Source organism: Brevibacterium sp. (genome assembly GCF_031179145.1).
Lineage (GTDB): Bacteria > Actinomycetota > Actinomycetes > Actinomycetales > Brevibacteriaceae > Brevibacterium.
Window position 1 is genome coordinate 123,912 of the sequence record NZ_JAPSIB010000005.1, and the last position, 24,240, is coordinate 148,151.

At 58.3% G+C, this 24,240-nt stretch carries 18 protein-coding genes; 10 read left to right on the top strand and 8 right to left on the bottom strand.

All coding sequences use genetic code 11. The features are described 5' to 3' along the window. The first annotated feature begins 56 nt into the window (after window positions 1-56). Both RIT73_RS05920 and RIT73_RS05925 read left to right on the top strand, forming a co-directional pair. A complete protein-coding gene (locus RIT73_RS05920) occupies window positions 57-1,109 on the top strand; it encodes a WbqC family protein (RefSeq protein WP_309131137.1) in 1,053 nt (350 codons plus the stop codon). Between the two features lie 283 nt (window positions 1,110-1,392). Continuing rightward, entirely contained in the window at window positions 1,393-2,628 is a 1,236-nt protein-coding gene (locus RIT73_RS05925) for a glycosyltransferase family 4 protein (protein ID WP_309131138.1), read from the top strand. A gap of 24 nt (window positions 2,629-2,652) precedes the next feature. Here RIT73_RS05925 and wecB (RIT73_RS05930) read toward each other — a convergent pair whose 3' ends face one another. From wecB (RIT73_RS05930) to wecC, 7 genes are all read right to left on the bottom strand, one after another. After that, on the bottom strand, window positions 2,653-3,711 hold the full coding sequence (gene wecB / locus RIT73_RS05930; protein ID WP_309131139.1) for a non-hydrolyzing UDP-N-acetylglucosamine 2-epimerase: 1,059 nt from the start codon (window positions 3,709-3,711) through the stop codon (window positions 2,653-2,655). Beyond that, the gene (locus RIT73_RS05935; protein WP_309131140.1) at window positions 3,711-5,603 is read right to left on the bottom strand and encodes a hypothetical protein; all 1,893 of its coding nucleotides are present in this window, start codon (window positions 5,601-5,603) and stop codon (window positions 3,711-3,713) included. The genes wecB (RIT73_RS05930) and RIT73_RS05935 overlap by 1 nt, the downstream gene beginning before the upstream one ends. Before the next feature lie 343 nt (window positions 5,604-5,946). After that, a complete protein-coding gene (locus tag RIT73_RS05940) occupies window positions 5,947-7,245 on the bottom strand; it encodes a nucleotide sugar dehydrogenase (protein ID WP_309131141.1) in 1,299 nt (432 codons plus the stop codon). A 28-nt stretch (window positions 7,246-7,273) separates the two neighbouring features. Continuing rightward, entirely contained in the window at window positions 7,274-8,266 is a 993-nt protein-coding gene (locus RIT73_RS05945) for a Gfo/Idh/MocA family oxidoreductase (protein ID WP_309131142.1), read from the bottom strand. Between the two features lies 1 nt (window position 8,267). Continuing rightward, entirely contained in the window at window positions 8,268-9,380 is a 1,113-nt protein-coding gene (locus RIT73_RS05950) for a DegT/DnrJ/EryC1/StrS family aminotransferase (RefSeq protein WP_309131143.1), read from the bottom strand. Next, window positions 9,377-9,979, bottom strand: coding sequence for an acyltransferase (locus tag RIT73_RS05955; protein ID WP_309131144.1), 603 nt, complete (start codon window positions 9,977-9,979; stop codon window positions 9,377-9,379). The genes RIT73_RS05950 and RIT73_RS05955 overlap by 4 nt, the downstream gene beginning before the upstream one ends. A gap of 209 nt (window positions 9,980-10,188) precedes the next feature. Then, window positions 10,189-11,448: a UDP-N-acetyl-D-mannosamine dehydrogenase gene (gene wecC, locus RIT73_RS05960; protein ID WP_309131180.1), complete on the bottom strand. Its 1,260-nt coding sequence runs from the start codon at window positions 11,446-11,448 to the stop codon at window positions 10,189-10,191. A 249-nt stretch (window positions 11,449-11,697) separates the two neighbouring features. On the opposite strand from wecC, the gene wecB (RIT73_RS05965) reads away from it, so the two are divergent. Further along, window positions 11,698-12,813, top strand: a complete 1,116-nt coding sequence (gene wecB / locus RIT73_RS05965) for a non-hydrolyzing UDP-N-acetylglucosamine 2-epimerase (protein ID WP_309131181.1) — start codon at window positions 11,698-11,700, stop codon at window positions 12,811-12,813. On the opposite strand, the gene RIT73_RS05970 is transcribed toward wecB (RIT73_RS05965), so the two are convergent. Beyond that, window positions 12,801-14,549, bottom strand: a complete 1,749-nt coding sequence (locus tag RIT73_RS05970; RefSeq protein ID WP_309131145.1) for a glycosyltransferase — start codon at window positions 14,547-14,549, stop codon at window positions 12,801-12,803. The two genes, wecB (RIT73_RS05965) and RIT73_RS05970, sit on opposite strands and share 13 nt — an antisense overlap. 430 nt (window positions 14,550-14,979) lie before the next feature. Here RIT73_RS05970 and RIT73_RS05975 point away from each other — a divergent pair, with 430 nt between their 5' ends. From RIT73_RS05975 to RIT73_RS06005, 7 genes are all read left to right on the top strand, one after another. Further along, window positions 14,980-16,935, top strand: coding sequence for a nucleoside-diphosphate sugar epimerase/dehydratase (locus RIT73_RS05975; RefSeq protein WP_309131146.1), 1,956 nt, complete (start codon window positions 14,980-14,982; stop codon window positions 16,933-16,935). 131 nt (window positions 16,936-17,066) lie between these two features. Next, window positions 17,067-17,972, top strand: coding sequence for a hypothetical protein (locus RIT73_RS05980; RefSeq protein ID WP_309131147.1), 906 nt, complete (start codon window positions 17,067-17,069; stop codon window positions 17,970-17,972). Beyond that, window positions 17,969-19,321 carry a glycosyltransferase family 4 protein gene (locus tag RIT73_RS05985; RefSeq protein WP_309131148.1) on the top strand — a complete coding sequence of 451 codons (1,353 nt, stop codon included), beginning with the start codon at window positions 17,969-17,971 and terminating at the stop codon, window positions 19,319-19,321. The genes RIT73_RS05980 and RIT73_RS05985 overlap by 4 nt, the downstream gene beginning before the upstream one ends. After that, the gene (locus RIT73_RS05990) at window positions 19,318-21,081 is read left to right on the top strand and encodes a glycosyltransferase family 4 protein (RefSeq protein WP_309131149.1); all 1,764 of its coding nucleotides are present in this window, start codon (window positions 19,318-19,320) and stop codon (window positions 21,079-21,081) included. Before RIT73_RS05985 ends, RIT73_RS05990 begins: the two co-directional genes overlap by 4 nt. Before the next feature lie 77 nt (window positions 21,082-21,158). Continuing rightward, window positions 21,159-21,977, top strand: a complete 819-nt coding sequence (locus RIT73_RS05995; RefSeq protein WP_309131150.1) for an ABC transporter permease — start codon at window positions 21,159-21,161, stop codon at window positions 21,975-21,977. After that, window positions 21,964-23,316 carry an ABC transporter ATP-binding protein gene (locus RIT73_RS06000; protein WP_309131151.1) on the top strand — a complete coding sequence of 451 codons (1,353 nt, stop codon included), beginning with the start codon at window positions 21,964-21,966 and terminating at the stop codon, window positions 23,314-23,316. Before RIT73_RS05995 ends, RIT73_RS06000 begins: the two co-directional genes overlap by 14 nt. Next, window positions 23,313-24,200, top strand: a complete 888-nt coding sequence (locus RIT73_RS06005; protein WP_309131152.1) for a DUF6270 domain-containing protein — start codon at window positions 23,313-23,315, stop codon at window positions 24,198-24,200. The genes RIT73_RS06000 and RIT73_RS06005 overlap by 4 nt, the downstream gene beginning before the upstream one ends. The last annotated feature ends 40 nt before the right edge of the window (window positions 24,201-24,240 follow it).

Below are 24,240 nucleotides of genomic sequence, written 5' to 3' on the forward strand. Positions count from 1 at the left end.
AAGAGCTAAATTCACGCCTCCAAGAGCTACGCGCTGTTGACTCGGATATTGAGTGGATGTCCTGGGAGGACGAAGCTTACGCGGTTGATCTGCCTAAAAAATGGGAGCTATCACGTTCTGCCGAAATCGATGGTGAAATTGTTGGCTATGCATTGTGTTCAGCCAAAGAAGATACACTCTGGCTTCATAGGTTAGTAGTCAGCCCGCAGCACCGCGGTAGTGGGTTGGGAGCGCGACTGCTTCGGGAAGTCGAGCTCACCGGGCGTGCGCACGGCTTTCTCAAGGTTGGCTTGAAGACACCTGCCTTCAACGAATCGTCATACAGGTTTTATAGAACCCAAGGGTACCACGAGGCTTCCAGCGATACGGAATATATTCATTTGGAGAGAGCATTGAATTTAGTTACTGTCGGGGTGCACCAGCCGAACTTTCTTCCTTGGCTAGGCTATTTTTACAAAATGAGCCGTAGCGATGTTTTCGTCATCCTAGATGACGTTCTGGCGCCAAGCCGGGGATACTTCAATCGCTCGAAAGTTCTAGTCCAAGGCGAGGCGCGATGGTTGAGCGTCCCTGTCCATCGTAATGATGGATATATCAACCATATGACGACTGTCGGCGATGAATGGATCGCTAAGCATCTCGGTACCCTGAAACACAATTACCAGCGCAGTTCGTTCTACAAAGATTTGATGCCGGAGCTGACCGCAACCTTAAAACGTCATTCTGAAAGCGGTCTGTCCGAACTGAACCAGGCGCTTATTTCTCACGTGGCTTCATTGCTGGATATCTCAACCCCTACCGTAAGATCGTCCAAGTACGAGTTGAGCAGTAAGGGGGATGAGAGGCTCGTTGACCTCGTGCGTGGTGTAGGTGGTTCGTGCTACCTTTCGGGACATGGCGGGGATAACTATCAGGAACACGAAACGTTCAGTTCTGCTGATATAGAACTAACCTACACGGGTTTCGAGGGTATGCCTTATCCTCAGCAGAATACGGATTCCTTCGTTCCGGGGCTTTCGGCTATTGACGCTCTGTTCAACATAGGCCCGGATGCGACTCGGAAGTTGATCGACGACGCCCCCGACCCGGAGCCCGTACGTGTTTGTTAGCTCAAATTTTAGAGTTCTAGGCACAGGCTCGGGCCTCGTTTTGTTGGGTACATGAACTTCGGGGCGTTTCCGGCAACTTGCCTTTGTCATGCTCTTAACTCGTTTCATCACCTGGAAGCTGTCCTAAGGGCGGTGTGTCAGTCAGCAGTTTTAAAAAATATGAGACCGCGAAATGCAGTTTCGATCACCATCGGATGGATCGTTTCACCAGTGATTCTGTGATTCCACTCCGACCTATTTTAGATTGCCTTGATATGATCTCAACTCTTCGAATGGCGCCTGAATGAAAATTGCTATCGTCGTACACAACGGAGTTCGTCATGATGCCCGTGTAATCAAACAGGCTCAGACATTGAAGGCTGCAGGGCATTATGTGCATGTCTTTGGATTGAGTGCAAACTCGCACGAAAAATTTTGTCTCGATGACGGTACGCCGGTTCAACTTGTGAGCCGCGGCAAAATTGACGTTTTGAAGTTCCTTGAGGAGCGTGGACTTGCACCCTCCAGAGAAAACAAGGTTTGGGCGTCGTTCACTGAACAAGGTCGCCTTGTGTTTGAGTGTGTTCGCGAAGTAATGCGTCCGGACGTAGTTCACATTCATGATCATGTGTGTTTGACAGCCGCAACCCGCTACAAAGATGCTTTCGCGGTCCCGCTGATTTGGGACGCTCACGAGATCTATGAGGACTTAGCTGGGCTCGACGACGTGCGACGGATAGTCAACCCGCGTATAATTCGGGAGAACGCTTCGCTCGTCACCGCGTTCATTACTCTCAACGAGAGCATCGCGCGCTTTTACGCCGGTCGATACCCGGAACTGCCTTCCGCTGTTCTCATTCCCAACGCGTCTCGTTTTTCGGGTGTACCGGTGTACGATGGACGTTTGCATCGAGCGGCGGGTCTCGAATCCCATCAGCGCATTTTGCTATTTCAGGGTGGCTTCGCAGAGAATCGGGGTATCTCCACACTATTGGAAGTCGCTTGCCAACTGGACGCACGGTGGTCGGTGGTCTTTATGGGATGGGGAAAGCTCGAGAATTCGATACGCGCGCGTGCCTCTCAATTGAGCGATCAAGCATCGACGCACGCCAGAGTTGTCGTAGTTCCCGGCGCGCCGCAACCTGAGCTTCCTCTTTGGACCGCGGGGGCCGCCCTAGGGGCGATTCCATACGAAGATACCGGCCTCAACCATCGCTACTGTACACCCAATAAACTTTGGGAGTTCCCGGCTTCGGGGGTGCCTATTCTTGCTACCGATTTGCCGGAAATGGCGTCGCGTATTCGGGCCGCTTCGATGGGGCTTATTGTCTCTGCCAATCTTGATTCCGCGGAAATCGGATGTGCCATTAATAGTCTTTCTGATGAGGATCTTGTTTTTTATAGGCAAGGCGCCAAGAGATTCATAGCAGACGATAGCTGGGCACGATACGAGCCCAGGCTGCTCTCCGTTTATGAGAATCTACCCAACCTGCGTAAAGGTCTACGCAGTATATTCAGGGCGTTGGGCCCTCGTCGTTAATTTGAGGCGGCTTGTAGGAGCACTTTAGTGGTGCTCGATCAGTGCGTTTGCAACTGCGTGCGCGGCGTTTCCTTGTCCATATGGGGAATTGCGTTGCTCTACCCCCGTAGGACGAGTTGCGGTTTGGGACAGTCGAGTGAGATCGGGATCGAGAACGTTCCAGCCGTCAGCTAGCGTTTCCACCCACTCAGTTTCGGTGCGAAGGGTCGTGCACGGCGTGCCGAGAAGAAAAGCTTCCTTTTGTAAACCTCCCGAGTCCGTAATAACTCCTACTGCTGCAACTACTGCCTTCACAACTTCCGGATAGCTCAGCGGTTCGACGAGACGCAGTGCTCCTCCGTTGAGCGGTATTCCGAACTCGGCAGCTTTTGCGACTAAACGCGGATGTGCAGGCAACACAACTGGAAGGGGAAGATCACGTAGGGCTTTTAGAACCGTCTCGAGACGCATTGCGTCGTCAGTGTTCTCAGCTCTGTGGATTGTGGCGATCAGGAAGCGTTCGTCTGGTTCAACGCCAGGCACTGGAGCATCGGAATTCTGAACCGCATCCCTGGTTAGGTAACAGACATCCACCATGACGTCTCCCACCAACACCGTGCGTTCACTCAGTCCCTCTTTTGCAAGATTTTGGGCCGCCGTTGCAGATGGGGCTAGGCAGACGTCCGCTGCGTGATCTGTGAGCACTCGATTGTGTTCTTCAGGCATGCTCCGGTTGTATGATCGGAGGCCCGCCTCGAGATGCGCAAGGGGCAGGTGGAGTTTCACTGCAGAAAGCGCCCCTGCGATAGTGGAGTTAGTATCGCCGTAAACTAGTACCCAATCCGGTTGGAAGCTCATTAAAACCGAGTCCATTTGCGCTAGCATGCCACCTGTTTGGACCCCGTGGGTGCCGGAACCGACGCCTAGGTGTACATCCGGATCGGGGATGGACAGATCTTGGAAGAAGGCATTTGACATGTTCATGTCGTAATGTTGCCCAGTGTGGATGATTTTGTGATCCACGCCCAGATCTTCGAATACTCGAGCTATAGGAGCAAGCTTCACGAACTGGGGGCGGGCACCGACGATGCTGACTACGCGCATTATGAAGCGGCCTCTCGTCCAGGGGTTTGGTATGAAATGTTATCAGTAAGCCTAGCGTTAGGCTGTTCCAGGAGGTCTTTCCTTACGACTGCCGCGCGGGCCTTCCATGATTCTTTCTCGTGTAGGTTTGTCCAGTCCGCTTCGTCCAAACCGAAATTCGATTCGAATGTATTGAGTGCAGTCGTGACCGATTCTGCTGCGCGGTCGACGACTGCTCCAGCCCTGTACGTTTCAATCAGACCTGCCGGGGAAGAGTTTCGATAGACCAATGCCGGAATCCTCTTCTCGAGGTAGCTCAGCACCTTGAGCGGAAAGCTGGCAAAGCCGTACTCCGAGTCCAAAAGCGCCAGGCCCACTGCCGTGCCCTCGGTCGCGGGGAGATTGGCGAACTCGCCGCACTCGATTTGAACCCTGTGATGCGGCAGGTGCGAGGTCACCTGACGCGCGACAGCTTCGTCCTCGGCACGCACTGTCAAGTGCAATTGCCATTCGTTGTCACAGTCAGCCAACGCCTTCATCGCTGTCCGGAGCTCGTAGACGCCGCCGAGCCCACCGGTGTAAAAAACGTGGAGGGCTCCGTGTTGTGCAGAGTGAGAGCGCGGAGCCCCCAAGCAATTTGAAGAATCGATGCCGGGAGGTAGTGGTTTCCAAATAACGGTCTCCCCGTCGAAACTCCTGCGGAGAAGCTCATCAAACATGCGCGACGCTTCCCTTGAGGGAGCGTACATTATATCCGCGAGATCCCTCATATCTTCGAGCTCCGCGAGGCCGGCTTGACGCAACTCGTCAAGACCATCTCCAGCTTGGGAAACAGAACTGTTAGGGTCAAGCCAATGGAAATCTCGTACGTACCACGCGAACCGGAGCCCGCATTTCCGTAGTTCACGTACACCTTCCCTGAGCGCGACTCGAGATTCCAGCGGCATAGGAGCCGTCGAGTTCTCCCCGTACCCGAAGCGGGGTTCTGCCCCTAAACGTACGAGGTTTATAGCGCCGTGCAGTCTTCGACGAAGCAAGTTCAGGTTGGAAGTCATTCTCACAAGAGGAACGCCGGGCTCTTCGAATGCCTGTGACATCGCTCTAATCCGTTGCGGACGGGCACCGTCATTACGGTTTTCTATTGCCGCTGTAGAGAAGAACAGATCGAATTCGTGTTGCTCAATGTCGACGACGGTCTCTTCGTGCCAATCGGGAAGTTCTTTAGCAGCGGCGGCCTCGAACTTCGTCCGAAACTCACTGGCGGAGGGAACGGATAGCCCACTGCTCTCAGGTGCCGTCTCGTGGTCTCGCACAGCAGTGGCAACCCGCTCAGCGAGCGCAGCCCCGCGGGCTATCCGTTGTTCATCGAGCTGCAGGCGGCGTGCCACCGCAGTATTCTCGATAGTCGCCTCAGCAAAGACTTCAACCGATTGGTAGAGCAGTGCGGCCCCCGCGAAAAAGTGATGTCCACCCTTGCCGATGAGTACCGCATGAGAAATCCCGCGCGGTACGCGGCTCTTTACCGCGTCGCTCCAGCTCCTTCCCAGCTTCATATCATCTTCGGTATACAGCTGGTCGGCCGGGCAAACTTCTGACCTCCCGCCGGCCTGAGATATCGCGTCTTGCAAAATTTGTGAAATGCGTTCTTCAGCCGGAGATTGCTGCTCATGTGACGTCAGAATCGCGACGAACGCTGCTGCCGTTCTCTCCACCTGCTGCGCGTACAGGATCGGACGGGGAGCCAAAAGATGCGGCCGATCCGAACCGTGCGCACAAGCCTTGTCCATGGCAACAGTGCTATCGAACCACAATCGATCGCAAGACGAGAAGGCGCCGAGGAGCCGATTCTGACGAACTTTGTTGCTAAACCGGAAGTCGAGTTCGTGATGCAGGAACACGCCCTCGATTGGCATATCTGGTAGTGATTCTCGAACCGCGTATACAGCTTCTGACCCCACTGCAATAGCGCGTGTCGCACGCAAGTTCTTTGCTGTGGTGCGGAGAGCATTCCCCGACGTGCTCGGATGCTGGTTCAGCCATACAACAGCGCACGCTTCTTTCCAAGCAGTCTGGGCGCTCTCAGTTAGAACGACTTGAGCTGGCCCCACACCCGCCAGCACCAGAAGTGGGCGCTCACTTGAACCGTGCGTAGCTCGCCCGCGAGGGACCAGATCAATCATCTTGCTACGCATCTCGACTATCCAGTCGGCTACGTGCCGTCTCACTGTTTGTGGACAGTTCGATTGCTGATGAGGGCTATTCGCCGCCACCGATTACCAACCGCCGGACACCGCGCCACTTTGCCGCGTCAGTCAAATTGCGTCCGTCCACCAGCACTCGCACTCCTGGGAATGAATCGTCATTGAGGTCACGATACTCTGGGTGATCCGCCTGCAGCACGAGCCCATCGGCTACATCCCCGACTTGGGCGGGTTCGAAATTGAATGCTCGAAGCTCATCGTCACCGTACATGGGGTCGTGCACAGATACGATCGCGCCGCGCTCCTTGAGCAACGATACCGTCGGGAATACGCCGGAAAACGCTGTCTCCTTGACACTGCCCCGGTAAGAAGCGCCAAGCACCACTATGCGCTTGCCCTGCAGGTCACCCAGTTCCCCCTCGAGCAGTTGCACAGCATGTGCCGGCATGTTCATATTGGCTTCTCGAGCGGTACGCACAATGGTCGCTTGCGGGTCGTTGTACAGGTACAGGCGCGGATACACGGGGATGCAATGGCCGCCGACGGCGATGCCAGGTAGATGGATATGGCTGAAGGGCTGCGAGTTTGATGCCGCGATAACCTTGTAAATATCGATCGAGTTCTGCTCCGCGAACTGGGCGAACTGGTTTGCAAGCCCGATATTGACGTCGCGATAGGTAGTTTCAGCCAGCTTCGCCATTTCGGCGGCTTCTGCCGTGCCCAAGTTCCATACGCCGTTGACTTCGGGAGCCAGGTCAGGTCGTTCGTCAAAGTCAAGAACGGATCGGTAGAAGTCCATCGCACGTTGCGTTCCTTCTGACCCGAGGCCGCCCACAAGTTTGGGATACTTGCGCAGGTCCTCGAAAACACGGCCAGTGAGCACGCGCTCGGGCGAAAATGCAAGGAAGAAGTCTTCACCTTCGATGAGTCCCGAAATTTCCTCGATCATCGGCTTCCATCGCTTGCGAGTTGTGCCCACAGGAAGTGTCGTTTCGTATGAGATCAAGGTTCCCGGGGAGAGATGTTCGGCTAGCGAACGAGTGGCGTTCTCCATCCACTTGAAATCCGGCTGCCAAGTCTCGTCGTTGACAAACAAGGGAACAACGATGACGATGGCGTCGCTCCCGGGGATTCCATCCGAATACTCGGTCGTCGCGCGGATAGTGCCGGCCTCACGTGATTCGCTGAGTTTCCTCTGCAGGTCGAATTCCCCTGGGAATGGCTCAACTCCGGCGTTCACTGAGTCGACGACTCCTTGCTGGACGTCGACTCCCACGACGTCATGCCCTTTGGATGCAAATTGCACGGCAAGCGGAAGGCCGATCTTCCCGAGTCCGATGACGCTGATTCTCACGATCTGTGCCTCTTCTTCTCTCCGTCGTTCAAGACAGGTTGACAGTTGTTCTGGTTGTACTGGACTCGAGGATGGCCTCACACACTCGGAGCACCTCAGCTCCTTGTTGCAACGTGACAATTTCGCGAGTGCTGTCGCCGATGATCGCATCGCGGAGGTATTCGTGCTCTACCCGCAGCGGCTCTGGCTTCGGGAAGGCGAACCGGGTGATATTCCCCTCTGCAACGCCGCGAAAGTGCGACATTTCCTCCCACTCCGAGTTCACTGACGCATTTGCGTAGAACGTCAGATCGGAGGTGAGGGTGTCGGCGACGAACATTCCACCTTCGCCAACGACTGTAGTTCGCCGCTCCTTCGTCGGCGTCAGCCAGTTGACGAGATGATTCACTGTCACATCGTTGTTCAACAGCCCAGTAGCGGCGACCATGTCTTCATGCTCCCTCCCCGACTTGTGCAGTGATTGACTGGCCACACATTTGTATCCGCAGTCGGCTACCCAAACTGTGAGGTCGATATCGTGAGAGGCAAGATCCTTGACCACGCCGACATCCGCGATCCTGCGTGGGAACGGTCCCTGCCTGCTGGTCGAGATTTGATAGATATCGCCGAGGTCACCTGACTTCAACCGACGGCGCAATTCCTGCAGCGACGCGTTGTAGCGCTCGATATGACCAACCGCCCCAACTAACCCTGCGGCTTCGAAGAGTTCGGCGAGCTCAACTGCCTCTGTGTACGTTCCTGCTAGCGGCTTCTCGATCAGCGCATGCACTCCAGCAGCAGCCAGCTTCTTACCGACTTCATAATGGAGATGAGTTGGTACAGCTACCACGCAGTAATCGATACCGTATTCGATCAGCGAATCAATATCGGAAAACACCGGCAGGTCTCCCGCTACGCCGTGTGGATCACCGAAGGAGTCCGCTAGAGCGACAAGATCGACGCCCTCCAAGGTATGCAGAATCCGAGCATGATGGCGTCCCATCATGCCTAAGCCGATCAATCCGGCTCTCAAGTTGCCCATGTCACGCTCCTGCCCGTACGACGGAGTTGACGCCATTCACGATGCGCTCGAGATCGCCTTTACCGAGTCTGGGGTGGACCGGCAGGGAAAGGCATTCCTCGGCCGCTCGCTCAGTCGTCGGTAGCTCGAGCTCCGGCGCGAAATCAACCAGAGACGGCAATCTGTGATTCGGCACTGGATAGTAGACACCTGTCCCGATATTGTGCTCGTCTTTGAGTACGTTGGCAATCTGATTACGGTCGTCTGCGCTTGCGCCATCGATGCGGACCGTGTACTGGTGATAGACATGCTTGCGCCCCTCCGGCACGGGCGGTGTCACGACGCCTACCAGGCCATCATCGAGTGCAGCAGCGTTAGACTGACGGACGGCTGTCCATTCAGCCACTTGTTGCAACTGAGCGCGACCGATAGCTGCGTGCACGTCGGTCATGCGGTAGTTGAACCCGACAACTTCGTTCTCATAGCGTCGTTCCATACCCTGGTTTCGGTAAACACGAACGAGTCGCAAAAGTTCCTCATCGGTTGCCGACACCATACCGCCTTCGCCGGAGGTCATGTTCTTCGTGGGATAGAGCGAAAAGGCTCCGAACATCCCGAATGTCCCTACGTGCTGGCCTCTGAACTCAGCAAGGTGGGCCTGAGCTGCGTCTTCGAAGAACAGCAGGTCGTTCTCATCGCAGACAGCCTGGAGTGCCGCAATATCTGCGGGCAGCCCGTACAGGTGGACCGCCATGACCGCTCTGGTGCGGGCCGTAATGCTATTTCTCACTGACTCCGGATCGAGTGTGAAGGAATCGATGTCGATATCGGCGAATACCGGTGTTGCCCCCGAGAGGGCGACAGAATTGGCAGTGGCAGCGAAAGTGAAAGATGGCACGATGACCTCATCGCCCGGTCCGATGCCCGCTGCGAGAAGACCCAAGTGGAGGGCGGAAGTACCCGAATTCACTGCTACGCAAGTGGTCGTCTTGGCTATCTGCTCGGCGAACTCAGTTTCAAAGGCCGCGACTTCTGGCCCTTGCGCGATCATGCCCGTCTGGAGCACCGCGTCCACTGCCTTACGCTCGGCGTCACCAATAATCGGCGACGCTGGCAATATGAACTCATCGCTCATTCTGTGACCTTCTCCAGTTCTTCTGCGTTGTTTATCTCTCGGTAAGTTTCACCTGTGGAGGTATCCAGCCACAGACCGGCGTCGTTTTGTTTGAGAGGCAGGCCGGACTTGCCGACCCAATTGATGCGACGTGCAGGTACTCCGGCGACGAGTGCGTGCGGCATAACGTTTCTAGTTACCACAGCACCGGCGGCAACTGTGGCCCATGCCCCGACTCGGACCGGCGCGACACACACGGCGCGGGCACCAATGGATGCACCTTGCTCGATCTTGACGCCGACAGCATCCCAGTCATTCGCATCCTTCTGACTGCCGTCCGCATTGATCGCGCGTGGAAAAGTGTCATTGGTCAGTACAGCTGCCGGTCCGATGAACACGCCGTCCGCGATCTCCGCAGGTTCGTAAACGAGCGCGTAATTTTGGACCTTCGAGTTGTCGCCGATCTGCACACCCGATCCGATATATGCACCTCTACCAACGACGACGTTCGTGCCGAGACGCGCGTCATTACGCACCTGGGCTAAATGCCAGATCGAGGATCCCTCGCCTATGCGAGCACTTGGGTCGACGTCGGCCGATTCTTGAATTCGTACGTTCATAGGTGCGCTTTCTTGACGGTTTCCTGCGCGCTCGCGCGCACGGATGCTAACGTAGTCGTCACCGTATGAAGCATACGGCAACGGCCTGCCGAAAATACAACAGCCGCATTGCATCTAAGACACCCGACGAGGAGAGCCGCGGCAACTTCGCTTCCGACATCTGTCACCCGTTCCCCCTTACTCGGTGTCAAAGAGGGCGGCGGAATCTTTCAACTCCATACTCCACGAGTATCGTGGACGATCTTCTGCGCCAGGAGCGCAGGGTCGAGATGGACGAACTCGTTGTGGTCAACAAGAAGGAGCACAATGTCGGCGGCCCCGATGGCAGCAACCGTCTCTTCCAGCGTGACATTGTCCCGCGCGGCCAGTTCCGCAGGCAGCTCTTCGATGTTCGGCTCGACGGCCAGGATCGAAGCGTCCGGTAGTTCGTCGGCCAGGCGGCCCACAATGTGGCCGGCAGGGCTCTCGCGTAGATCGTCAACGTTCGGCTTGAATGCGAGACCCAGAGTTGCGATCTTCACGTGGTCGATGCGACGTGCTTGGAGGAGCAGCTTGTCGAGGACGAATTCGGGCTTCGAATCGTTGACCTTACGGGCGGTCCTTATGAGTGACGACCTTTCCGGTGAGGCCGCGACGATGAACCAGGGGTCGACGGCAATACAGTGACCTCCAACGCCTGGTCCGGGCTGCAGGATGTTCACTCGGGGGTGATGATTGGCCAGTTCGATGAGTTCCCACACGTTGATGTCGAGAGAATCTGCGATCATCGACAGCTCATTGGCGAAGGCGATGTTGACGTCGCGGAATGCGTTCTCCGTCAGCTTCGACATCTCGGCGGTTCGTGCATCAGTCATGAGGAATTCACCCTCACAGAAGAGTTGATAGAGCTCCCGAGCCCGTTCGCCGGCATCCCCGTTGAGCGTGCCGACAACTCGGTCGTTGGTGCGCAGTTCGATCATAATTCGACCGGGCAGCACGCGCTCGGGACAGTGGGCGAAGTAGATAGTTTTCGCCGTATCAGGCTCGAGCGTAAGATCCGGACGTGCAGCTAGCACCGTCTCAGCCAGAAACTCGGTCGTGCCCGGGGGGGAGGTCGATTCGAGGATGAGGAGTTCGTCGCCTGCGAGCAGCGGAGCGATCTGTTCACCAGCAGTCTTGATGTAGGAGAGATCCGGCTTCTTTCCATCGGAGAACGGAGTGGGAACGGCCACGATATAGATATCGGCATGAGGCATCTCCGTCGTGGCCCTGAGTCGTCCCTGAGCCACGGCGCCAGCAACGGTGGTGACCAAATCCGGTTCCACGAAGGGCACTTCGCCCGCATTGATCACGTCGATGTTCCGCTGGTTGATATCCACCCCGACGACATTCGCCCCTGAACTGGCGAGGACCGCTGCGGTTGGCAATCCGATGTATCCGAGTCCGATGACTGCAACCGACGGGCGAAGGCTTCCGGGATGGAGGTTCATCAAATTGTGCTCCAGACTGGTGAGTCGAGGTGGAATCTGTTCCACCTGAGCACTGCAGACGAGTGCCGGAAAGATAGCAACAACTGAGATGATAGTGAATGACGTCAACGTGATGAAACTTCGGGGCGTGGCGCCTTGAATTTGACAGACGCGGAAACCAGAAGATTCCTGTTGCTATATTGTGGCGGTGACCGCCACGACCAAGGAGGTTGAGTGAGTGCTGATCTGCCGTCAGGCGTCCCAAAGGTCATGGTCATCTACGGAACTCGTCCAGAGGCCATCAAGGTCGCCCCGGTGATAAAGGCTCTCGACGAAGACGGGGCGCTCTCACCGATCGTCGTCGTCACCGCTCAGCATCGCGAGATGCTCGACCAAGTCAATGAGGTGTTCGGCATCGCCCCCGACGTCGACCTCAACCTCATGGCACATGGTCAGACGCTCAACGATATCGCCGGAAGCGTCATCACTAAGCTCGACGCCGTGCTCGTCGAGCACAAGCCCGACGCCGTTCTCGTCCAAGGCGACACGACCACTGTGATGGGTGCAGCGATCGCGGCATTCAACCGGGAGATTCCGGTCATTCACCTGGAAGCCGGGCTGAGAAGCGGGGATATGAGTTCTCCCTTTCCGGAGGAGGCGAACCGGAAGATCGTCTCGCAGATCGCTCGGGTCCACCTCGCCCCGACCGATGTGTCCCGTGAAAATCTCCTCCGCGAGGGGGTTCGCCGCGAGAATATCCACGTCATCGGCAACACCGTCATTGATGCGCTCCAATGGGCCGTGTCCCGTCCCGAGAAGCTCACTGCATCCGAGCTCAGGGGTCTCGACGAGGGCGGTCGACGAGTTCTCCTTGTCACTACCCACCGGAGGGAGAACCTTGGTGAGAACATGGTGCGCATCGGCAATGCCATGCGCCGGCTCGCGATTTCCTACCCCCATCTGGTCATCGTGTGGCCTGCGCACAGGAATCCGAAGGTCCGCGCGTCGATTGCGCCGCAAATCGGCGACCTCGACAATGTGATTTCGATAGAACCCGTGGGATATGGGGAATTCTCGCACTTGATCGCACGGTCCGACATCGTCCTCACCGACTCCGGTGGCCTCCAGGAAGAGGCCCCTAGTCTGGGCAAGCCGGTGTTGGTGCTGCGGGAGAACACCGAGCGCCCGGAGGCAGTGGCCGCTGGCACGGCCAAGCTCATCGGCACGGCGGAGGACCGCATTGTTGCCGAGGTGGCGCAGCTCCTCGACGAAGAATCGGCATACGCCGCCATGGCAAATGCGAGCAATCCTTATGGAGACGGTCAATCTGCCGAACGTAGCGTGTCTATCATCCGAGACCTACTCAGCGTTGCTCAGAAGCAGTAATGCTCAGGCGCGAATCCGAAGGAATGGACGTCGCTATTGGCCAGGAGGTGATCAGAGTCGACTGACCATGTGTGCGAGTGATCGCCGCGCACCTGGACGAAGTTGAATCGATCGGCCGAATAGATACGCGCACCGGCAGTTACCAACCGGCGTTGGAGTTCGGTGTCTTCCCCCTGAGTTCTCTCCGCGAATGGATGCTCAATGAAGAGTTCTCTGCGTCCCATCAATGTCGGGCCCATGACGAGGTCGGTGTATCGGTGCTCTCGCTCCGGAAATCGACACATGACTACATTGCGCCCTCGGAGATACAGATAGTGGGCTTGCTTTCCGACGAGGTCCGCGTCGGAGTACCACAGCGCGGCCAATTGATCGGATAGGTAGTCGGCACCGTAAATGTCGTCATCATCCATTTTCGTAACGATCGTTCCCGAGGCTGCGGCAACTCCGAGGTTGAGGCAGGTTCCCAGTGGTTCGGCTGCCTCCACACGGACGACCGTGAGGTTTTCAATCCCCTCATCGGCAGCGCGGGCTGCCAAATCCGGCGGAGCTTCGAAGCCGTGTGTCACGAGAACTAGTTCTCGGTCGGCGTGGATCTGTTTGGCGTGAGTGGCAATGACCTCGCCTAGGTGCTGCGGTCGGTTGGTTGCCACCACAGCGGAAATCGAGGCCTGGAGTGGGTTGCTGTGGGACAACCCAAGCGAATCCATCACAGTGAGGGCGCGGTGGGTGTAGGTATGCTCACCCCATATGCGCCGTTGAGCTTTATGAACAGCCCGATCCCTGAGTTCTTTACTACGCACGAACGCACGCAGAACGTATTCTGCGTCCTCCTGAATTTCAGGTTGTGGGACTTCGTCTGCGGGGAAGAACTCTTTCGTAGCAGCGCTGGGAGTTGTGATCACGGGAGTTCCTGCCGCGGTGATCTCAAAGATCCGTCTCGCGCACATGCTCGGCGAGTCGACGACGGAATTGACGTTGAGGAAGACCTTATAGTGTTTGTAAGCAGTCAGCAGATTCCGGTAAGGAAGCGATCCGATGACGTGTTCGGCGAGCTTGCCAGGAAACTGATATCGGTCGTCCTCGCCGAGGAAGCGCGAGTAGATTTCGAGGCCGTATTCCATCCGTGCTGAAGCTCTGGCGGCCGCTCCAAGCAGCATCTCCATCTGTTCGCGGCGTTCTGGATACTTATGAGCGAAGTACATGCCAGCAAAGGCAATGTCTCGCTCCGCGAAATCCCGGGCCGGTCGTGCAGGATTGTGAATGGCGGGCTGGGCTGCGAATGGCAGAACCGTGACCCGGTCGTGGCCCAAGCGAGCCTGGTATTCGGGGACCAGTCGAGAATCAGTGGTGAAGACGACATCGCACAGTTTCGCCAAAGGTAGGAAATCTTCGAAGTGAGGCGGATCTTCCTTGTTCCAGAACACAATAGGTAAGCCTCGACGCCGGCTCTCGGCCAGCAGTTCGACGATCTCCGAGCTAGGACCGGAAGGTCCGGTGAGCTTGTACTTCCAGTCGCCTGAGTTTCCGTTCCACGCGGACTCGATGAAGACGAAGTCAAGGCCGTCGAGGTCCTTCGACCAATTCGTAGCCGAGAGTTCGGTTGTAGACCATTCGAAGCCGAAGCTCTGCGCAGAGAACTCATCGAGGATGACACCTACACGGCAATGGTCGAACACCGGAGTCCGTGGCGGGACTGGCATGGGAGGAAAGAGCTCGGCCAAAATCTCGTTCGACAAGCTGCCCGCGGTAATTCGGCCCGAGGGCTCCACCGATCCTTGAGTGATCGAACGGCGGCGCCTCCAGGTTGAAAGCTGGGAAATCCCTCCCTTGCGCCAATGCCAGAGGGCAGTTCTCAGTGTGCGAAGCGGCATCCTGTCCACGGTGTGTTCCTCTCGTTGGAGATTTGCGCTCCACTCTGCGCAGAACCCGATCGCATGGTAGCAGGCAGTCTTCTAGCTCGAACCGGTCTCTGAAGCAGACGAGGCTTACCGGTGCGAGCGAGTCGGAGACGAACGGAACAGTGCCGCCGATGCTCATGTATGTATCCCGGCACTGCCAATAGTACAATTGTGAAGTTGAATAGCGCTCGGCGGAGTCTGACCGATACAGGCGGAGCCGTGAACGCATCTGCTTGTCAGGGCGCTGAATCCGAGCGAAAAGAGGACTGTGGGAAGCAACTCAGAGCCCATGCCCTCACGCGCCCAACTGCCCGGGAGTATCAGGGCGCTCGTTCTGTCCCTGGGCGACGGCATCGTCTTCGCTTTCCTTGTCGTTGCGATGACGCTGGTCCGTTACGACTTCCATATGGAACTGGTGAATGTTCCCGGGACGATCGTGTGCTCGGCCATTGGATTTATAGTCTTCCTCGTTTGTGGGCCGCTCGCGATTTACCGCGGTCGGTATCGTCGCGGGTCGACCGACCAGTTCACGGCGATCATCGGGACTGTGGCGTTGGCAGTTGGGCTGATGTGGGTCGCCGAGTTCGTTTTTGCCAGTCGGCTTCTCATCCCCACCAGTGTGCCGATCGCTGCCGGTGCGATGATGGTCGTCTTCAAGAGCCTGGAGAACTGGGTCCGCCGCAACCTGCGTCAGCGCACTCTGTCGACCTCAGGGTCATCTCGACCGACTCTTGTCGTCGGGGCTGGCGATCAGGGAATGCTCGCTCTGGACATGATCGAACAGGATAACCGCAACGAATACGTTGCCGTCGGCATTCTCGACGACGACCCGAGCAAACGTCATTTGCGCTACAACGGCACCCGGGTTCTCGGTCCGATTTCGGATGTCGCGAATCAGGTTGACCGCACTGGTGCCGGTGTGATCATCGTCGCGATCTCGGATCTTCCTCCGGAGGTGCTCCAGGGCATCGCGTCGACTCTCGACTCCCGCCCGGTCGAAATCAAGATCATGCCGAACCTCGAGGAATCCGACTACCTCCGTCCGGCCCCGGACGCGCACGACATGGCCGACCTGCGTCACCGGAACTTCCGCGACATCAGCCTCGAGGACCTCATAGGTCGTAAGCCGGTCTCAACCAATGTCGAGGATATCTCGTCGGAAATCGCTGGCCGGGTCGTCCTCGTCACCGGTGCCGGAGGCTCGATCGGCTCCCAGCTGTGCAGACAGGTGGCTCGTTTTGACCCAGCCAGACTGATCATGACCGACCGCGACGAGTCCGGTTTGCACGCCACTCAGCTCGGACTCGAAGGTGCTGCGCTGCTGACGAGCGAAGACCTCGTGCTGGGTGACCTGCGGGACTCAGGTTTCATCGAAGCCCTCGTCGCCGAGGTGAAGCCCGACATCATTTTCCACGCTGCAGCACTGAAACACCTGACGTTCCTCGAACGCTTTCCAGAGCAGGCCGTACGCACCAACATCGGTGCGAGCCTCGACCTGCTCGACGCCGCAGTCGCCAACGGCGTCGAAGCATTCGTCCACATCTCGACGGATAAGGCCGCAGGGCCGACTTCAGTCTTGGGGCGAACGAAGTACTCTATCGAGAGAGCGGTTGCCTCTGTAGCGGCACAATCAGGTCGGAAGTACATGTCTGTGCGCTTCGGCAATGTCCTTGGTTCCAGAGGGTCAGTCCTCGAAACCTTCGTCGCCCAGGTGGCCGCCGGGGACCCGGTAACGGTCACGGATCCAGAGGCCACTCGCTATTTCATGTCGGCTGACGAAGCCTGTGAACTCGTCCTGCAGGCCTCGGCAATCGGCAGTCCGGGAGAGACCCTCGTGCTCGATATGGGCGAGCCGATCAGGATCGACGACCTGGCAAAAAGGGTCATCGCACTGTCTGGGCATCCCGGTGCCCACATCGTCTACACCGGACTGCGGCCGGGAGAGAAGCTCACAGAATCGCTCCTGTCCTCGGACGAAGCCGACAGGCGTCCCAACCACCCGCTCATCACTCAGGTGTCGATCTTGCCGATTGACATCGACGCACTGAGGCAAATCGTCAACGCCGCCCGTGACCCAAAAGTCTATGCTCATCGGGAGGAACTGATTGGCGAGTTGGAGCGGATCGTCGACGGGACCATCGGGATCGAGGCCGGCGAGATGGGCGCGGAGATCGTTGCCTCGGAGGATGGCTCCGGATCGCAGGACGCCGGGGTAGCCCACTGATGGCTCTCCAGTCGCTGGTGATCCTCATCGTGGCCTCCACTGTCACAATGATCAGCGCTCTTATCGTCTTTCCGTTGATGCGGCGTGCCGGGATTGTCGACATCCCCTCTCATCGATCATCACACACTCAGGTGACCGTACGCGGTGGCGGAATCGCCGTTGGTTGCGGAATCACTGCGGCGACCGTGGTCGCGATGATCTGGAACCTCTCCGAGCACGGCGTATTCGGCATCGGCAGCACCTTGATCCCGGTCGCATTCCTTCTGCTCACCTGGTGCTACTCGACCATCGGGCTGAATGATGACCTCGACTCGCTGCAGCCCATCGGCCGTCTGCTGGGGCAGGTCATACTTGCCTTGGTATTCAGCGCCTGCATCGCCATATTCTCAACCCACGGAATCGCGCACATCCTCGCATTCACCATCATCGGCGTCAGCGTAGTCAACGCTGCGAACTTCGTCGATGGGCTCAACGGCTACGTCGCCGGTTGGACGATTATCACCGGCGCATGGTTCGCTTTTGTCGGCTTCTGGAACGGGGAGAACGACGTCATGCTTCTCTCCCTCGCACTGACGGGGGCTGCGGCCGGGTTCCTCCCGTTCAACATTGGTCAGGCCAGGGCCTTCTTGGGCGATACCGGAAGCTACGGCATCGGGGCCGCGGTGTTCGTCATCGCGGTGTGGCTATTCGTTCTGGGAGTTCCGATCGTCGTCATCATCGCGCCTATGATCTTCGTCCTCTTCGACGTCGGCCTCACTCTCGTGCTGCGTCTGTTCCGGGGAGAGAACATCTTTCTGCCGCATCGGCAGCACATCTACCAGCGGATCCAGCAGGCAGGTTGGACTCATGGGAGAGTGTCCCTCTTCCACGCCGCGCTGTGTGTCCTGGCTTGTGTTCTCGCCATCCCGACACTGTTGAGCGGCAATGTCGCAACCACGTATCCGGCACATGTGTTCTGGGCCGGCCTTCTGGCCCTGTACGTTCTGTTGCCTTTGTGGTTGCGGAAACGCGACGACGCCGGGACGGTGCTTACATGAGAATTCTGCTCCTGACACATTACTACTACCCAGAGGTCGGCGCCCCGCAACGGCGCTGGCGCATACTCGTCGATCACCTCCGAGCGGCAGGTCACCAGGTCATAACTGTCGCTCCCCATCCGCACTATCCGTATCCCGATCGTGACCGATTCTTCGACTCCCAGGTTGGCCGCGGCAGACGCCGGGTGGACCTTCGGCTCCGAGGCACCTGGGATGCCGGAGTCGAAGGGGAGCGGATCCTGCGTGTGCCCTATCTGCGCAGTGGCTCGTCCATGACGCGGCAGATGCTCGATCAGGCGGTGTCGGCAACCGGTGCCATGTCCATTGTCCTCGATCGACTCCGCGGCAGTTCAAAACCCGATGTCGTCGTCTCCACGACTCCTGCGTTGCCATATCTGCTCGCTGGAGACACCCTGTCGCGGATCCTGCGCGTCCCCCATGTTGCCGAGGTGCGTGACGCTTGGCCAGACCTGATTTCGGAGATGAATCTGGTCACGAGTGCCGTAGGGAAATACCTGCCGCGCAAGTTCACGAGCTCCGTCGAGCACGCACTCCTGCCTGACCTGCTTACCCGAGCCCAACGGCGCGCCGCGGTCGTGGTCGTCACCACGGAGGGCTTCAAGCGCCGTTTGGAGGATCGCGGTGTCACCGCTGAAGTAGTGCGCAGCGGAGTCTCGCCCGCAGAACTCGCCGGCGCCTCAGGGCTGACCGCAACGGGCGCGATCCCTGTGGTCTCCTCCTCATTCGACAAGCCAAGTGAGTCCACCACGCCGAATCGTGCGGAAGCGCGGTCTGGTCTCAACCTGCTCTACGTGGGGACTGTCGGTCGCTCCCAGGACCTCGGCACCTCGATCCGTGCCCTGGCCCGCACAGAGGGTGTTCGTCTACGCATCGTCGGTGATGGCGTCGACACAGCGGCTCTCAAAGCTGCCGCGGCAGAAAACGATGTCCCCGTCGAATTCTTCGCTCAGCACGCCGGAGCGGAACTCGCAGCCCATTGGGAATGGGCCGACGCCGGGCTTGTCAGCCTCAGTCCGCTCGAATCCTACGAGTGCACGGTGCCCTCGAAACTCTACTCGCTCATGGCACGCCGGATTCCGGTCCTCGGTGTCGTCGCCGGCGAGGCTGCTGACATCATCACCAGCACCGCCGCAGGCGAAGTGGCGGACCCGGGAGACATCGACTCGATAGCAGCAGCGATGACCACTATGCGAGTACGCATTGAATCCGGAGCGGAGTTCGGCACCAATTCCTCAGCTGAGGAGCCCCGCGAATGGGTGATTCGGCACGCCTCGGCTGCGACCATGGGACACGACTACGAACGCATCCTCAGAGGGGTGGTCGCATGAATCTGCTCTTCGTCGCCCGTCAAATCACCAATGTGACCTCGACGACGTTCTCCCATATCAACGACGACCATGTGTTCTTCGGCATGCAGCTGGCGCGACGCTTGCCTGGTCCGTTCTCGCGTCTCGCGGGTCATGCTCTCGGTCGGTTCCCCGGCGATGCGGCTCAGGCTGCCTCTGCATGGCTGCTCGGCCAGGAGACGAAAGCAAAGGACCTAGTGGCAAATTCGCGGACCCCATCTCGGCTGCTCGGGGAAATCGCACTGAACCTCGGCCTCCTCGAGCAGGCTGAAGCTATTTCAGATGCGCTGCCCGAAGCTGCCGCACTGAGCTCACGAATCCATTGGACCAAAGGCCAGCTCAACGAGGCCATCGAAGCTGTGCCAGCTGGAGCTCGCCGAGCGAGGCTCCTCGATGAGCTTCTCTGCCTGCAGCCAGGCTGGTGGCCGCAGGTAACTATTCACGTCACAGCCCGACCGGCCCATGACTCGGGAGAGGACTCGGCAGCAGGCTCGGTGGGAGAAACCTCCCGACCCGCAGCGCTCCACGTGCTGACGAACTCCCTGCCCCATACGCGCTCGGGTTATGCCTACCGCTCGCATGCGATCCTGGCCACCCTGCAGGACGCCGGGCATCGAGTGGCTGCCGTGACTCGGCCCTCCTACCCGGTGACGATCGGACGGGTGAGTTCGGGACCAGTCGAGACCATTGACGGTATTGACTACTTGCGGCAGGTGCCGCTGCGTCCTCTGCCCACACCCACCGCTCGGCTGAGCGATCAGGCAAGCTGGATCGTCGCCCAAGCACAGGATCGCGGTGCGCAGATCCTCCACACGACGACGCACTATGTCAACGGTCTGGCCACCGGTGCAGCCGCTCGAGCAGCCGGGCTGCCCTGGGTCTACGAAGTCCGCGGCGTCCTGGAGGAGACTTGGGCGGCGGCCGGCGGCACTCCGGCCGAGCGTGCCGCACGGCGTGCCAGCCAACGCTTCGAACTCATGCGGGCCAAGGAGATCGAGGTTGCGAAGGCCGCCGATGCCGTCATCACACTGGGTGAGACCATGCGCGAGCATCTGGTCGCAGGCGGAGTCCCGGAGGAATCGATCACTCTTATACCGAACTCGGTCTCCGAAGCCGTCGTGAACGCAAGCATCTCACGTACCCCCTCCGAGGTGAGAGCCGGTCTCGGCCTGCCCGAAGCTGGCATCTGGGTGGGAACAGCGGCTTCGATCGTGGGCTATGAAGGACTCGACGACCTCGTCGACGCCGTCATCCTCGCCAGGGACACGGGCATCGATCTGCGCCTACTTATCGCGGGCGATGGTGTCGCCTTGCCGGACCTGCGTGAACGTGCTGGAGCGTTGGGGGAGAATGCGCTCTTCACCGGAAGAGTGTCACAGGCTGAAGCGATCGAGTATCAGCTCGGCCTTGACGCTATCGTTGTCCCGCGGAAGGACGAACCGGTGTGCCGGCTGGTCACTCCGATCAAACCGATCGAAGCGATGGGTCTGGCGAGGCCGGTCGTCATCTCAGATCTGCCGGCCCTGAGAGAACTCGTTCCGGACAGTGCAGGATTGTGCGTGTCCCCCGAAGATCCGGGAGAATTGGCTGACGCACTGTCGCAGTTGGCCTGCGATCATAGTGCGAGATTGAAGTTTGGACGGAATGGACGTGAACATGTTCTCGGGACACGGAGGTGGAAGGACATCGGCCGACGGTACGGCCAGACCTATTCCCACCTCGTGGGAGCTGATGCGAAGTGAATGAGCCCACGAATCCGAGCGAAGTCAGGAATCCACTCGGGCTGAGCACGATCCCTTCGGTCTCCAGTGAGGGGCTCGTGCCTGTCGGCAAGCGAACCAGTTTGCGCAGCTATCTTGCAGCGCTGTGGAACCGTCGACATTTCATCATCGCCGAATCGCGTGCCAAGATGAGCGGTTCGACGCGGAAGAATCTCCTCGGTTACGGCTGGTTGTTCCTCAACCCATTGCTTTCGGTACTTGCATTTTGGTTCATCTTCGGTTTTATCCTCCAATCCTCCCGGGGCATTGAGAACTTTCTTGGCTATTTGGTCATCGGTGTCTTCTTCTTCCAGTTCACTGGAAAGAGCATGACCGGTGGAACTGGATCGATCCGCGCAGGTGCCCAGATGATCAAGGGCTTCCAGTTCCCGCGTGCCGCCCTGCCGATCTCCACTGTGGTGAGGAACTTCCTTGATTTCATCCCCACGGTGGCCGTCATGCTTGTCCTCATCGCGGTCATTCCTCCTGCCGAAGTGATCACCTGGCGAGTGATCCTCGTCATCCCGGTGATTGCGCTGCAGACGATCTTCAACGTCGGACTCGCGTGCCTGCTGGCCAGGATCGGACACAAGATCCCGGACCTGACGAACTTCATGTCCATCGTCAGCCGGTTCTGGCTCTACGGCTCGGGCGTCTTCTTCTCGATTGAAGACCGTCTGGCTGATTACCCTGCGATCCTCACGGCGATGCAGTTCAACCCAATGCACGCGTACCTGACTTTGGTGAGAAACTCCCTGCTCTACGGTGTCGACTCACCAGCTTGGTTGTGGATTTTGGGCACTGTATGGGCATTCGGGTTGCTCATCGTCGGATTCCTGTTCTTCTGGCGAGGGGAGGAGAGCTATGGTCGACTCTGAACCCCAAGCTCCCAATATCGTTGCTGAAAACGTCCAAGTCCGGTACACGGTCAACACCAACGACCCCGGTCAGCGCTCACAGGGTCTGCGACGCATTGGAAACGCCATGCTTGGGAGGAGGGGACAGACAACCGTCCGGGCGCTGCGTGGAGTCAATCTCGTCGCGCGTGAGGGCGAGATGGTGGGCGTCGTCGGAGCCAATGGTTCCGGGAAGTCGACGTTCCTGCGCAATATCGCCGGTGTCGAGCAGCCTGACCGGGGGCGCATTCTCGTCCGCTATCAACCGCTGCTACTCGGCGTGAGCGCCGCTTTGCAACCGGCCCTGTCCGGAAGTGAGAACGTTCGCTTGGGGTGTCTGGCGATGGGTCTGTCACCGGAGGAAGCAGCTGAGGCCTTCGACTATGTGGTCGAGCTCTCTTCCTTAGGTGCTGCCATTCATCGACCAATGGGCACATACTCCTCGGGAATGGGCGCCAGGTTGCGCTTCGCGATCGCGTTGGCCGCTCGACCGAAAATCCTCCTCATCGACGAAGCACTCTCCACAGGTGATGCGACTTTTGCCGAGCGCAGCGAGAGAGCTATGGATGAGCTTCTGGCTGAGGCGGGCACCGTCCTTTTGGTGAATCACGCAGCGAAAGTGATCCAAGAACTGTGCACTCGTGCTGTGTGGATGCACAAGGGTGAGATCCTCATGGACGGCCCCGCCGAAGCGGTGGCGGAGAAATACCGATGGTGGGCCTGGAACGTCGCCAAGGGCAAGGAGGACGTCGCTGAGAAGCTGCTCCACGATATTGTCAGAAACGCCGTGAAAGAAGAGATCAACATCCTCGAACCGGAACTGGTGAAGAACCCCATTCCACGTCATGCGGCACGCGCAACGAAAAAGGAACGCGCATTTGCGCGCCATATCAAACGCCGCGATCACGCCGAAGTCATTGAAGAGACTGCGACACCCCTACTTGCCTCCGCAGAGTCTCAAGTCTGGCCGGAAAAATTCGAAACACCGCAGAGCCCAGCGAAGTTTCCGGCGTTGCCCAAACCCGCCTCGGAAGCCTTCAGCGCGGTGAAATCTCAGGCCGGTCCACCCCCTCTGAGGCTTCGACCCAGCGACAAAAAAGTCATTCTGCGAGCATCCGATCCCCTCGACAGGGCTTCGGCAATTGCTTCCGAAGGAGATCTCACCGGGCGCCGTCTGGCCTTGCAGGCCCGCAAGGTCGCGGACAAACGCTACCAGGACCGACAGAAGCGGCGTGATATGGACGATTCGGAATCAGTGAGCGCCTCGAAGACCCCGCATGAAAGCTCCATCGGCACGCATTCAAGGGATTCCAAACGATGAATATAGCGATCTTCGGGTCTTGCGTGAGCAGAGACACCTGCGAGTTCGCTGCTGATGTGAACGTCATCGCTTATGTCGCTCGACACTCGGTGACGAGTCTTCTGTCTCCTCATGGCGAATCAGGTGTCGCATTTGGCGCGCTCGAGTCCCCGTTCCAGCGACGCATGGTCAAGAGCGATCTTCGAGGAGACGGTGTCGACAGACTGGTCAAGCAGGCCCATCTGATCGACGTTGTCCTCATAGATCTGGTCGACGAGCGTCGGGGCTTCTGGTTGTTTCCTGACGGCACCGCGATGACGAACTCCCTCGAAATCGAATTGTGCGGTGCTGGAGCGAGAGCGACAGAAGCAGGTGCACGCTTGGTGGCTTTTGGGACCGACGAGCATTTTCAGGCGTGGCAAAAGGGCTTCTCCATGCTCATCGATAAGCTGAAGAAGGCCGGGATCTGGGACAAGACTATTCTCTTGGACATCGAGTGGGCGGGCGCTGTCGACGGAGCTCCGCACCCCAAGAACGATGCGGCGGCGAAATTCGGTAGGCGGTTGCGGAAGGTACAGCGGGCGGCTCGGGATTCCAGGCGCGCACTTACCAGCGGGAAGGGAGCGGCTGAAGCGCTCGGCCAGTTGCGGAATACCAAGTCAACTGAATCTGAGGAGTTCGCGGATAGGGCGGCCCGGGCCAACGCCGAGTACGTGCGCTACCGCAGGATTGCACAAGCTGCAGTTGCGACCGTGATCACGAGGCGAAGCGATGAAGTAAGAATAGGACCGGATCATAAATGGGGTCCGCAGCCGTTCCACTACCGGGACGAGGACTACGTGTCCATCGTCAATAGCATCTACGAATGGCGAACTTCGACGAATCAAGATCAGCGACGAGCTTGAAGCAGCAGACGATCCGGACTTCATTGACTGTTGTCCTTCA